Annotated in this window: 13 protein-coding genes; 5 read left to right on the top strand and 8 right to left on the bottom strand. The window is 51.1% G+C overall.

The window, feature by feature from the left end; genetic code table 11:
* The first annotated feature begins 77 nt into the window (after window positions 1–77).
* Together tam and G4551_RS11550 are read left to right on the top strand one after the other, a co-directional pair.
* The gene (tam, locus tag G4551_RS11555) at window positions 78–836 is read left to right on the top strand and encodes a trans-aconitate 2-methyltransferase (protein ID WP_003836295.1); all 759 of its coding nucleotides are present in this window, start codon (window positions 78–80) and stop codon (window positions 834–836) included.
* A gap of 132 nt (window positions 837–968) precedes the next feature.
* Window positions 969–1,346: a GFA family protein gene (locus G4551_RS11550; protein ID WP_003836296.1), complete on the top strand. Its 378-nt coding sequence runs from the start codon at window positions 969–971 to the stop codon at window positions 1,344–1,346.
* Here the strand turns inward: G4551_RS11550 and G4551_RS11545 are convergent.
* From G4551_RS11545 to sad, 7 genes are all read right to left on the bottom strand, one after another.
* The gene (locus tag G4551_RS11545) at window positions 1,343–2,257 is read right to left on the bottom strand and encodes a bestrophin family protein (RefSeq protein ID WP_003836297.1); all 915 of its coding nucleotides are present in this window, start codon (window positions 2,255–2,257) and stop codon (window positions 1,343–1,345) included. The genes G4551_RS11550 and G4551_RS11545 overlap by 4 nt on opposite strands.
* Window positions 2,258–2,472: 215 nt before the next feature.
* A complete protein-coding gene (locus G4551_RS11540) occupies window positions 2,473–3,924 on the bottom strand; it encodes a tagaturonate reductase (protein ID WP_003836298.1) in 1,452 nt (483 codons plus the stop codon).
* Between the two features lie 106 nt (window positions 3,925–4,030).
* Window positions 4,031–4,558: a GNAT family N-acetyltransferase gene (locus G4551_RS11535; RefSeq protein WP_003836299.1), complete on the bottom strand. Its 528-nt coding sequence runs from the start codon at window positions 4,556–4,558 to the stop codon at window positions 4,031–4,033.
* A gap of 80 nt (window positions 4,559–4,638) precedes the next feature.
* Window positions 4,639–4,998, bottom strand: coding sequence for a DUF4186 domain-containing protein (locus tag G4551_RS11530; protein WP_003836300.1), 360 nt, complete (start codon window positions 4,996–4,998; stop codon window positions 4,639–4,641).
* Window positions 4,998–5,924, bottom strand: coding sequence for a glutaminase B (gene glsB, locus G4551_RS11525; RefSeq protein ID WP_003032436.1), 927 nt, complete (start codon window positions 5,922–5,924; stop codon window positions 4,998–5,000). The genes G4551_RS11530 and glsB overlap by 1 nt, the downstream gene beginning before the upstream one ends.
* Before the next feature lie 62 nt (window positions 5,925–5,986).
* The gene (locus tag G4551_RS11520; RefSeq protein ID WP_003836301.1) at window positions 5,987–7,564 is read right to left on the bottom strand and encodes a methyl-accepting chemotaxis protein; all 1,578 of its coding nucleotides are present in this window, start codon (window positions 7,562–7,564) and stop codon (window positions 5,987–5,989) included.
* 103 nt (window positions 7,565–7,667) lie between these two features.
* The gene (sad, locus tag G4551_RS11515; protein ID WP_003836302.1) at window positions 7,668–9,056 is read right to left on the bottom strand and encodes a succinate-semialdehyde dehydrogenase; all 1,389 of its coding nucleotides are present in this window, start codon (window positions 9,054–9,056) and stop codon (window positions 7,668–7,670) included.
* A 103-nt stretch (window positions 9,057–9,159) separates the two neighbouring features.
* On the opposite strand from sad, the gene ptrR reads away from it, so the two are divergent.
* The gene (gene ptrR, locus G4551_RS11510; RefSeq protein WP_003032431.1) at window positions 9,160–10,035 is read left to right on the top strand and encodes a putrescine utilization regulator PtrR; all 876 of its coding nucleotides are present in this window, start codon (window positions 9,160–9,162) and stop codon (window positions 10,033–10,035) included.
* 222 nt (window positions 10,036–10,257) lie between these two features.
* On the top strand, window positions 10,258–11,454 hold the full coding sequence (locus G4551_RS11505; protein WP_003032430.1) for a sugar transporter: 1,197 nt from the start codon (window positions 10,258–10,260) through the stop codon (window positions 11,452–11,454).
* 36 nt (window positions 11,455–11,490) lie between these two features.
* Here G4551_RS11505 and G4551_RS11500 read toward each other — a convergent pair whose 3' ends face one another.
* The gene (locus tag G4551_RS11500) at window positions 11,491–12,156 is read right to left on the bottom strand and encodes a MarC family NAAT transporter (RefSeq protein ID WP_003032428.1); all 666 of its coding nucleotides are present in this window, start codon (window positions 12,154–12,156) and stop codon (window positions 11,491–11,493) included.
* 257 nt (window positions 12,157–12,413) lie between these two features.
* Here G4551_RS11500 and marR point away from each other — a divergent pair, with 257 nt between their 5' ends.
* Complete coding sequence (gene marR / locus G4551_RS11495; protein WP_003032426.1) at window positions 12,414–12,848, top strand: multiple antibiotic resistance transcriptional regulator MarR; 435 nt, start codon at window positions 12,414–12,416, stop codon at window positions 12,846–12,848.
* The last annotated feature ends 6 nt before the right edge of the window (window positions 12,849–12,854 follow it).

The raw sequence follows: 12,854 nt of genomic DNA, 5'->3' as shown, positions 1-12,854 counted from the left end.
TTCTAAAAGAAGCTGCTTATCGGCAAGGACTAATGAACCCCCTTTCCGCCTTTTCTTCTTATACTGGAGATTCATACATGGCCGACTGGAACCCTTCGCTTTATTTGCAATATAAAACTGAACGTTCAAGACCCGCAGCGGAATTACTTAGCAGAGTGGCGTTAGAAAGTGTTCGTTCAGTTGTCGATCTTGGCTGTGGCCCGGGAAACAGTACAGCATTACTGCATCAGCGCTGGCCTTCAGCTCAAATAACTGGGGTTGATACCTCACCCGCGATGCTGAATGAAGCGCGCAACACATTACCAAAATGCCATTTTATTGAAGCGGATATCAGTACGTTTCAGGCAGAGCACCCGGTGGATCTGCTTTATGCCAATGCATCGTTACAGTGGGTACCCGATCACTATGAGTTATTCCCGCACCTGGTCTCACAACTGAGTCACAATGGCGTTCTGGCCGTGCAAATGCCAGATAACTGGCTGGAGCCAACGCATGTATTGATGCGCGAAGTGGCTTATGAACAAGATTACCCAGACCGTGGCCGTGCTCCGCTTCCTGGCGTTCACGCCTACTATGATATTTTGACCGAAGCGGGTTGTGATGTAGATATCTGGCGTACAACGTATTATCACATTATGGATTCGCATCAGGCAATTATCGACTGGGTAAGCTCGACGGGCCTGCGCCCCTGGTTGCAGGATTTGAGCGAAAGCGAGCAACGTCATTACCTGGCGCGCTACCATGAACTGCTCCAGGAACAATATCCGTTGCAGGAGAACGGCAAAATTTTACTGGCATTTCCGCGATTATTTATTGTTGCCAGACGCAATAGTTAAGCGTTTATCATCTGGCAGATCACAGGAATAAACTATCAGCCATGCGTACCCTCGCCTTTTTATCATAAGGATCTAGTGGCTATGTCTGGCTTCTGCTAGTGTCTTGCAATATGTTTCTGACGGGGAGTTGTTATGTCTAAAGTCTACATTGGTGGGTGTCTGTGTGGCTCGATCCGTTTCACTGCCAGCAGTCCTAATAATTCCCATACCTGCTCCTGCGATATATGCCGGAAACATACGGGCGCGCCTACCGTCGTCTGGATTGAGTTTGATGCAGAAAATGTAGAATGGACGGGTAAAGCCGGAAAACCAAAAACCTGGCGCTCATCAGAAACGACCAGTCGGGCCTTTTGCCCTCAGTGCGGCAGCTCCGTGGGCGCCATCGATGACGCCCCGGTCATTGCGCTTTTAGCCGGTGCTTTTGACGATCCTAACGATGAAGACCTTGCACCGGAGTTTCATTCGTTTTCCGATATGCAGCCCGCGTGGTGGCAAAACGAACGTCGCTAAGTGAGTTGATAGTGCTTATCCGGCATATGCTTTGCTGGCACATTTGTTTCATCATTCATTTGCAGCAAATCGATTTCGATTGCATTGCAAATCGCATCCAGCGGCAGATCGTTGTTCTCAGTGCCAAACGGATCTTCAAGCTCTTCTGCAAGCGTGTCGAGCGAAATAAAAGTATAGGAAATAAGCACTGAAATAAACGGTGTCATGTAGTGCAGATCGACCACCAATGCAAATGGCAACATGATACAAAACAGGTACACAGTACGATGAAGGATCAAGGTATAAGCAAACGGCACCGGGGTATTAGCAATCCGCTCACAACCGGCCAGTACTGCAGACATATCATTTAACCTATTGTTTAAACTGTGAAATAATATGTCAGACAGTTGACCATTACGTCTGCGTACGGCCAACCACTCGCCCATCAGCAACAAGATGCGGTTTGCCGGTGATTGTGAGGCAAATACCGTCTGCATATCTTTCTCGCTCAGGTACTTCGCTAACGGCTCTGCCTGAGGCTGTCGGCGTAAAGTCATGCGTAAACAGTGGGCAAATGCGATTTGCAGATGAACAAAATACCTCAGATCAGCGTCGTCCGGTAAGGTGGTTTTAACCTCTCGCAGTAATGAGCGGGAAGTTATCATCAACTGCCCCCACAGGTGTCGGGCCTCAACGTAACGTGAATAGCAGGCGTTATTGCGAAACCCCAGAAAAATAGCTATCGCCACGCCGAGAATGCTGAACGGTGCCAGGGTAAATTTGATACCCAGCATCGTATACCATGGCAGGATGATAATAACCACAATAGAAAGAAGGAAATTAAGAAGCAGCCGGGTAAAGATTTTTGATAATACGGAGCCATGCCAGACAAATATCAGGCGCATCCAGTGTTGTTGGGGACGAACGATCATGGTTATCTTCGGGAAAATGTGAAATCCGTCACATTAGACGCGATAGCGATCAATGTTGCAAGTTAATCGCAACATTATCCAAACAACTTTTGCCCTGCTCAAAACGAAGCCGCACGGAAGTTACAGACTGGGTTAATGATATAAATAACACAGTATGTTGTAACTAACCTATATCCAGAAAAAACCCGGCCTGAGCCGGGTTGTCGGTAGTCGTCTTAGCACAGTGGCTTAACGGCTTCCCGCATGCCTTTTGCCAGGATGGCATCCAGATCGGCAGAAACTTGCTCCACCAGCCCAGAAACCTGGGTCAGGTCTTGCTCCCAATGTTCTTTGAGCGCCAGTACAGTACGCACCAACGCCTCAGTACTTATCTGGCGATCGCGATGTTGGCTCCACAGTTGTTGGAAACGTTCAATCCAGGGCGCATCATCCTGGACCGGATAAGACTCACCGTTACGCTCCCCGCGGTAGAACGCAATCAACGCCGCCAGCGCAAACGTCAGACGTGCGGGCAATTGACCGCTGGCCTGTTGCCCGGCCAGCAGTTGCGGCAATATGCGGGTACGGAATTTAGTCATGCCGTTCAGGGCAATCGACAACAACTGATGCTTGATGTACGGGTTGCAGAAACGCCCCGTCACCGCACTGGCAAAGGACGCCAGCTCATCGCGCGGTAAATCCAGTACCGGAATGATTTCTTCATAAATAGCTTTTTCAACGAAGGCGCAAATTTCTGCGTCATTCATCGCCTCGCCCACGGTGTCCAATCCTGCCTGCCAGGCAACAGGAACCAGCGCAGTGTGAGCACCGTTGAGAATCGCCACTTTGCGCTCTTTGTACGGTTTGATGTCATCCACAATCAGGACATTCAGCGGATACTTATCCAGATGTAGTTCTGCGGCTAATGACTTCGGCCCCTGAATGACAAACAGATAGAAGTGTTCTGCCGTGTCGAGGAAAGCATCATGATAGCCCAGTTCAGCTTCGAGCTTAGCTACCTCATCACGCGGATAGCCGGTAACAATACGGTCCACCAGCGTAGAGCAAAATGCATTGGCCTGATCCAGCCACTGAATAAACGCTTCCGGCAGCATCCATTCCTGAGCGTAGCGCAGAACCAGTTCACGCAGCGCATCACCGTTATAATCAATCAGTTCGCAAGGGATGATAATCCAGCCTTTATCCAATGCGCCGTTAAAATAGCTGAAGCGTTCGAACAGCAGACGCGTCAGTTTAGCCGGATAACTTACCGCTGGCGCGTCGTCAAACTTATCGCCCGCGTGGTAACTGATACCTGCTTCCGTGGTGTTAGAGAACACAAAACGCATATCAGGATTATGTGCCAGCTTCAGGAACTCATCGTATTCGCTATAGACGCTGATTTCACGGTTAACTGAACGAATTAGACGAGCATCGCTGACAGCCTCGCCCTTCTCATTCAAACCACGAATGATAGTAGTATAGAGGCCATCCTGCGTACTCAGCGATGGCGGGAAGGTACTTTCGATAGGACGAACAATGACCACACCAGCGTTCAGATCGGTATGTTCGTTCAGCAGATCAACCTGCCAGTCTACAAAGGCGCGCAGGAAGTTTCCTTCACCAAACTGAATAATGCGTTCAGGATACTGAGCACCGGGGAAATCGCGACGATTTAGTGTTTGCACAATGGGTTCCCTTTATGATTAGTCATACAACCTGATTGAATTGGTCCAATAGGTTAGCAAACTTTAATACATTGAAACCCTGTTTTGATCAATCCCCGGCGACAAATTAGAGCGTTTTATAGAAAAGTGTGGTCCCGGTCAGCGTCCCATCGGGCATTTGGGCATAGTCAGGTATCACCCCTACCTTTTTCCACCCGCAATTGTGGTAGAACGACTCCGCGCCACTGCCCGTCGCCGTATCAAGCACCAGCAGCGTTTTACCTTGTTGACGCGCGCAACTTTCCAGTTCGTTCATCAATTCACGAGCCAGGCCACCGCGTCGCGCTGAGGGGTGAACCAGCAGTTTGGCAACATCAGCACGATGAGGTTGATTTTCAGGTTGATCGATAATGAGTTGGACGGTACCGACAAGCGCCCCCTGCGCGTTTTGCGTACCAAGAACGATCCGTTCTCCGCGAGAAACACTTTGCGCGACGTTCATCCAGAAAGGCTCTGATTTTTCGCGATTAAAGGGCAGCATAAAACTGATGGAGGCACCGTCATTGACGCACCGTTCAAGAACATCGCTGAGCTCGTCGATTCGCGACAGAATCTGTGCCGCGCTCAGCACAAAGCAGGGTTTACCGGAAGCCATGGTTTCTCCTTAGATTGACCCCTTCATACTGCTTTTAACAATTACACAACACAAGGGGTCATATCATAGGATAATGTTATCTATGGCTTGTTCATCTGAAGCACTAACCAGTGATAAATAACCGTGACAACGTAACGTTTTTGTTCATCGTTTAGCGCTACGCCCTGAGGTATATCATGCCATTTCGCCAGACACCCTCGACAGCACGTTGCCGTAGCATGTTGAGCGATAAATACCGGGTGACCACGCATGGGAGTCTGTTTACCATCATTGGCGGGAAACGCAGGTGCCAGTCGTTTAGCAATAAAATCCGCAGCATGTTGTTCGATAACCGGCGCCCCTTTATCCAGACAATACTGCCTTTCTTTCTGACCAAGACGAAACCGCGAGCGAAACGTTGATTTCGCCAGCCGGGCAAAAAGAGGATCGAGCGTATTCATCAGTAAACCGAGCGCCCCAGCTGTTGTGTTAATTGCTCCAGCACGGCGATACCGGCCAGTGAATTTCCCGCCGGGTCCAGTTCCGGACTCCAGACAGCAATCGCCATCTCGTGAGGCACGATCGCCACGATGCCGCCACCCACACCAGATTTCGCCGGAAGCCCGACCCGCCAGGCAAACTCCCCTGCGTTCTGATACATGCCGCTGGTCGCCATTAGCGCATTGATCTGCCTGGCCTGCATCGGCGTCACCACGGGTTCCGCAAGATGAAAGGCATGCCCTTGATTTGCCAAAAAGACAAAGGTTCGCGCCAACTCCACACAGCTCATTTTCAGCGCGCAGTAATGAAAGTAATTTTGCAAAACGGTGGTCACGTCATGGTGAAAATTTCCGAAGGATTTCATCAGCCAGGCAATAGCGGCATTACGCGCCGAGTGTTCAAACTCTGATCGCGCGACCGTCGCATCATAAGCGATATCCGAAACACCGCTTAACGCCCGTACCACTTCCAGCATCCGTTGACGCGGTGCGCTTAGACGCCCTTGCAACATATCGCAAACCACCAGCGCCCCGGCGTTAATAAAGGGATTGCGAGGAATACCCTGCTCCATTTCCAGCTGCACCAGGGAGTTAAAAGGATGCCCAGAAGGATCTTTACCGACACGCTGCCAAATCTCCTCTTCCTGATAGTGACGCATTGCCACGACCAGGCTGAGCACCTTTGAAATCGACTGAATAGAAAAACGTTCCTGCGCATCTCCCGCCTGATAGTGCTGTCCATCAACGGTACAGATAGCAATACCCAGTTTTGAACCGTCGACAGAGGCTAATGCCGGAATATAATCAGCGACTTTACCCTGACCAATCAGCGGACGAACCTGCTGCACAATGGTCTCTAAAATTGAATTGTCCATGGCCCTGGCCACAACATGCTCCTTGCTCGCAGGTATGAAAGGCCTGCGAGTATAACAGAGCTGAATACGCAGCGTCAGGCCGGAAGGCGGAATCTGGCCACGGCCTGCATAAGCTGGCGGGATTCATGGTGTAGCTGCAAGGAAGAGTCAGATGCAGCATTCACCAGATCGCTGGTTTGCCGGGCTTCGCCGTTCAGGACATGCAGCTTTCGAGTCAACTGGTGAATATTGTTCCCTTGATTTAACGTTGCAGTCGAAATGTCGTTCAGCAACGCACCAAGATTCTCAACCAGTGCGATAACCTGCTGCAAATTCTTATCCAGTCCGTTAACCGCGTGAAAGCCCTCTTCAATGCCCTGTAACGAGTGTTTAATCAGTGTCTGAATGTTTTGCGTAGACTGACCGCTTTTTCGCGCCAGCAGCCCAACTTCTTTCGCAACCACGGCAAACCCGCGCCCTTGCTCCCCGGCATGTGCTGCCTCGATTGCCGCGTTAAGAGCCAGGATATTTGTCTGAAATGCAATATTATCGATAAGCGTTGTAATACATCGCATTTCAGACGAACGTGTCACAATCGCTTGCATTGACGTATTTACCGTCGCCATCATTCGGTCCCCGCCTGCCGCAACATCTCGCGCCTGCACAGCGCGTTGATTCGCCAGTTCAGCAAAGCCACTGTTATCCTCAACATGCATTTCCAGCAACGAAATATGCGATGTCACGCTGCTTAACTCTTCACTTTGTTTCGCCGACTGCTGATATAGCTGTTTATTGTTCTGCGCAAGTTCGTTGATATTTCCTACCATTGCAGTGGTGGCATCGTTCACCTGCTGCACCAGCGCGCAGAGACCTTGCTGCATTGCAGCAATACGCGAACTTAATTGCGTCACTTCCCGATTAAACTGACTCACCTGCGGGGCCGGGCGAGACAGGTCACCCGCTGCTAAAATATCGATATGATCGATCAGCCGTCGCAGTGGCATAATCACCCAACGGGACATACTGCGCCAGATCAGAAAGGCAATAACCACCAGCACGAGAGGAATAAACAAAAATAGATTCTGTAAACGCTCAAGACTGGTCAACAGCTGCTGACGCCCAGCTTCCGCATGTCGCCCACTGTTCTGCTGAAAGCGCGCATAATTAGCGTTAAAGTCCGTCTGAAAGGCCTGCACGGGTACGGCAAAAAACGCATCAATGGAACCTGACTGCATCAGCCCATCCGCCTGCTCCAGAATACCGCTATAAAAACGCTGATAGCTCTCCGTTAGATCCGGTTCCGGCTGCGGTTTCATATCCCGCCAGGTATCCCATGCACTTTTTGACTGCGCCAGCGCCCGGTACGCCTCTTCCATTAACGGACGCCAACTCCCGTCCGAACCGGTGGCGGCATCCTGCATAAAATAAACTCCCGCACGGTTAAGTAAATCGCTGGCAGATAATAACGCCACCCGCGCTTCATCAACCTTCGCCTGCTGTATAAGCGCGAGTTGATTACGTCCTTCATTATGCTGTGCGCCGCTGACTGAGGCCGAAAGCATTAAGGAGGACGCGACCTGCAAAATAGAGAACAGCGCAATAATGCAAAAAATGCCGGTTAACAGACCAAACTGACGGGGTATAAGACGACGGAAAATTTGCGTTATGTTCATATTACTCATCTGTATCAAAGCGTTAGACGCGAGTGTACGGAGAGTAAATGACAGAAAAATTGCAGAAATAAGACAGGTGCCCCCAGCGGAGGCACCTACACCATCAAAGGCGGTTTTTCCAGACGGTCTGCACGTTACAAAACTCATGCAAACCAAAGTGCGAAAGCTCTCGGCCAAAACCACTTTTCTTCACACCGCCAAACGCAACGCGGGCATCGCTGGCACTGTAACCATTGATGAATACGCCACCACACTCCAGGCGTGACGCCATCTTCTGCGCCAGCACTTCATCCGCAGTAAACACCGTGGCAGATAAGCCGAAATCACTGTCATTCGCCAGCGCTAAGGCATGTTCCGCATTCTTCGCCACAGTAATTGCCGCAACCGGACCAAACAGTTCCTGGCGGAACGCCGTCATCTCTGGAGTAACATCGCCCAGTACCGTCACGGCATAGTAATTACCATGACCCGCAATTTTTTCCCCGCCGAGAAGTAACCGCGCCCCTTCGGCAAGGGTGGCTTCAACCTGCTGGTGCAGCTCATCACGCAGATCAAATCGCGCCATCGGCCCCAGATCGTTTTCTTCGTTCAGCGGATCGCCCATTTTGAGCGCGCTCGCAGCGGCCACAAAGCGTGAAGTAAATTCTGCCGCTATCCCTTCTTCGATAATAAAGCGTTTGGCTGCCGCACAAACCTGCCCGGTATTCTGATAACGCCCGGCGACCGCCGCCTTAACGGCCAGATCGAGGTCTGCATCATTAAGGACAATAAACGGATCGGAGCCCCCCAGTTCAAGAACGCATTTTTTTAACGCGGCCCCCGCCTGGGCACCAATCGCCGCACCAGCACGAACACTACCCGTCACCGTTACCGCCGTGATACGCGGGTCATTGATCATCTGACTGACCCCTGCGTTATCGGCATTCACCCAACCGTAAACCCCTGCCGGTACACCCGCATCAGCGAAAACCTGCGCAATAATTGCAGCACAGCCGGTTACGTTAGGCGCATGCTTTAACAGGTAACCATTTCCGGCCAACAGAATCGGGACGGCACCTCGCATTACCTGCCAGAGTGGGAAGTTCCACGGCATGATCGCCAGAATAGTTCCTACCGGACGATACTCAATCACCGCCTGGTTGTTCTCCACCAGCGTGGGTTCCGGACTGAGCATCGCCGGTCCATGCTCGGCGTACCAGTCACACAACGCAGCTGACTTAGCGACTTCAGCCCGCGCCTGCTTAATGGGTTTACCCATTTCACGTGAGATACACTGCGCCATCTCTTCCGCACGATGGCGCAGAGCTTGCCCAATATGGCGCAGCGTTTGCGCACGGTGCTCAACGGAAGTGTGTTTCCATTCGCTATAGCCATTCGCTGCAAGGTTCAGCGCATGATCAATCTCTTCCACGCTGGCCCACGGCGTCGCCGTCAGTCTTTCACCGCTGGTAGGGTCAATAGAAATCGCATGTGTTGCTGCTGTGATAGTCATTAAGTGCCTCTCTTTATCGCAGGGTATGGTTATATCATGAGCATATTTACTCTTTCTGAAAAATGAATAATATTAACCATACCATTCACGAATAGAGAAAATTATGGATCTGACGCAGCTGGAAATGTTTAATGCCGTCGCGGAGACTGGCAGTATTACGCAGGCCGCTGCGAAGGTTCATCGCGTGCCATCTAATCTCACCACCCGTATACGTCAGCTTGAAGCCGACCTGGGCGTTGATCTGTTTATTCGTGAAAACCAGCGTCTGCGGCTTTCCCCATCCGGGCACAACTTTTTGCGCTACAGCCAGCGGATCCTCGCGCTGGTTGAGGAAGCCAGGATGGTCGTCGCCGGGGATGAGCCGCAAGGACTCTTCTCTCTCGGCTCGCTTGAAAGTACAGCAGCAGTACGCATCCCCGCCACGCTGGCTGAATATAACCAGCGTTACCCCAAAATTCAGTTCGCGTTAGCGACGGGTCCTTCAGGCACAATGCTGGACGGCGTGCTCGACGGTACATTGAACGCTGCCTTTGTCGATGGCCCAATTACCCATCCAGGCCTTGAAGGAATGCCGGTCTACCGTGAAGAGATGATGATTGTCACTCCTAACGGTCATCCCCCCATTCAGCGGGCCAGCGACGTCAACGGTTGCAGTATTTACGCCTTTCGCGCCAACTGTTCCTATCGCCGCCATTTTGAAAGCTGGTTTCATGCCGATCGCGCCATGCCCGGCACCATTCACGAAATGGAGTCATATCACGGTATGCTGGCCTGCGTCATTGCCGGAGCGGGTATCGCACTGATCCCGCGTTCGATGCTGGAGAGCATGCCAGGGCATCATCAGGTAAACGCCTGGCCGCTAAGCGAGAACTGGCGCTGGCTGAATACATGGCTGGTCTGGCGCAGAGGTGCAATGACGCGGCAACTGGAAGCGTTTATTGAGGTGTTGAACCCTCAGTTATCACAGAGCCCGGAGTAACTGGCGATCCTCAAAGAACATGAATAACTGTATATCCGGGTGAAGTCATACGCCCGGAATTTCATTATTATTGAAATAGTTAAAAATATGAGGAATGTTCGGCAGCAAATTATAGCGCCCTGCCAATGAAATGAGATCCGCATCACAAAATGATTGTATTTTCGCCAGCAAACGTTTTAAGATCGTGGCCTTACCTTTTCGCAGCTAATCCTCTTATTTGATATGACAACAGACACTGTTTCCCGCAAGGTCGCGTGGCTACGGGTAGTTACGCTTGCCATTGCCGGTTTTATTTTCAATACCACAGAGTTTGTCCCTGTCGGTTTGCTTTCCGACATCGCACAAAGCTTTAATATGCAGACCGCTCAGGTCGGGATCATGCTGACGATCTACGCCTGGGTTGTTGCCCTGATGTCGCTCCCCTTCATGTTACTTACCAGTCAGGTAGAGCGCCGAAAACTTCTGATCTGTCTGTTTGTTGTGTTTATCGCCAGCCATGTGCTCTCTTTCCTGGCATGGAATTTTACCGTGTTGGTAATTAGCCGTATTGGTATTGCCTTTGCGCACGCTATTTTCTGGTCGATCACCGCATCGCTGGCAATTCGCCTGGCTCCTGCCGGGAAACGTGCACAGGCTCTCAGCCTGATTGCCACTGGCACTGCGCTGGCGATGGTATTGGGGCTGCCCATCGGGCGTATCGTCGGTCAGTATTTTGGCTGGCGCACGACCTTCTTCGCCATCGGTATGGGGGCGTTAGTTACCCTGCTTTGCCTGATTAAGCTCCTGCCCAAACTACCCAGTGAGCACTCCGGCTCTTTAAAAAGCCTGCCCGTGTTATTCCATCGCCCGGCATTGATGAGTCTGTATCTACTGACGGTGATTGTGGTCACCGCGCACTATACGGCCTACAGCTATATCGAGCCGTTCGTGCAGACCGTCGCGGGCCTGAGCGCAAACTTTGCTACTGTCCTGTTGCTGGTTCTGGGTGGTGCGGGAATTGTCGGTAGCGTCATTTTCGGTAAGCTGGGTAATCTGCATGCGTCCGTACTGATTAGCAGTGCCATTGCCCTGTTGACGATATGCCTGGTACTGTTACTTCCCGCCGCTGACAGCGAAATGCACCTTGCCATCCTGAGTATTTTCTGGGGCGTCGCCATCATGCTGATAGGCCTGGGTATGCAGGTGAAAGTTCTGGCGCTTGCTCCGGATGCGACTGACGTCGCAATGGCGCTGTTCTCAGGAATCTTTAATATCGGTATTGGCGCTGGCGCGCTGGTAGGCAATCAGGTGAGTTTGCACTGGTCAATGTCTACGATTGGTTACGTCGGCGCAGTGCCTGCCGTTGCCGCGTTGATATGGTCGGTGATTATCTTTCGTAAATGGCCGGTATCACTGGAAGAACAGCCTCAGCATTCATAAAAAATATGCCCGGTAAATATTACCGGGCACAGTATTTTAAGCGTAGGTTTTGATAATTTCCAGCACGCCGTTAATAATAAACTGCACGCCCATACACACCAGCAGGAAGCCCATCAAACGAGAAATCGCTTCGATACCACCTTTACCGACCAGCCGCATGATCCCCCCGGAACTGCGCAAACAGCCCCACAGGATAATCCCGACAACCGCAAAAATAATCGGCGGCGCGATCATGATCACCCAGTCCGGAAATTCGGAGCCATGACGCACGGTTGACGCGGAGCTGATGATCATCGCAATCGTCCCCGGGCCGGCAGTGCTTGGCATGGCCAGCGGTACAAAGGCGATATTGGCCGTCGGTTCGTCTTCCAGCTCTTCAGACTTGCTTCTCGCTTCCGGAGAATCATGCGCCTTCTGCTGTGGAAACAGCATCCGAAAGCCGATAAACGCAACGATTAACCCACCCGCAATACGTAACCCGGGAATCGAAATCCCGAACGTATTCATTACCACCTGCCCGGCGTAGTACGCCACCATCATAATGGCAAATACATAGACAGATGCCATGAGTGACTGACGGTTACGCTCTGCGCTGTTCATATTGCCGGCGAGGCCAAGGAACAACGCCACGGTGGTTAACGGGTTTGCCAACGGTAACAGGACTACCAGCCCCAGTCCTATTGCTTTAAACAAGTCCATCATAATGTCATCTTTCCTGTGCGTTAATCGTCAGCGGCAAGTATACGGTGAAATCCGCGAGATAAGCCATTTTCGTGATGTAAGGATTCATTTTTCATCCGCACGTATAAACCATAATTATCAAACCGTTAAAATTCCACTCGCCAGGTATTTAGTCTGATGATTTAGCAAAACGTGGCATTTGCGGATCCATTCGTTTGACTTATATTTGCCTAAGCAATAATATCAGCCGTGACTAACTACTTGCCAGGGCAACCATTGTGAAAAACACCAGTGATCTGTTTAACGAAATCATCCCACTGGGTCGTTTGATCTATATGGTTAATCAGAAAAAAGATCGTTTGCTAAACGACTATCTGTCACCGCTGGATATCACGGCATCGCAGTTCAAGGTGCTCTGCTCCATCCGTTGCGCGGTGTGCATCACCCCTGTCGAATTGAAAAAAGTGCTGTCTGTCGACCTTGGCGCCCTGACGCGGATGCTGGACAGACTGGCCTGTAAAGGCTGGATAGAAAGGCTTCCGAATCCACATGATAAGCGTGGCGTGCTGGTAAAACTCACCGATCATGGCGCAGCAATTTGCGAGCAGTGTCATCAATTAGTAGGGCAAGACCTGCACCAGGAACTAACAAAAAACTTAACGGCGGATGAAGTAGCCACACTTGAGCACTTGCTTAAGAGAATCCTGCCGTAAACAGAA

This window comes from Citrobacter freundii ATCC 8090 = MTCC 1658 = NBRC 12681 (genome assembly GCF_011064845.1).
Classification (GTDB): domain Bacteria; phylum Pseudomonadota; class Gammaproteobacteria; order Enterobacterales; family Enterobacteriaceae; genus Citrobacter; species Citrobacter freundii.
The sequence above is the reverse complement of the archived record's forward strand: the minus strand, read 5'-3'. Positions and strand labels throughout refer to the sequence as shown.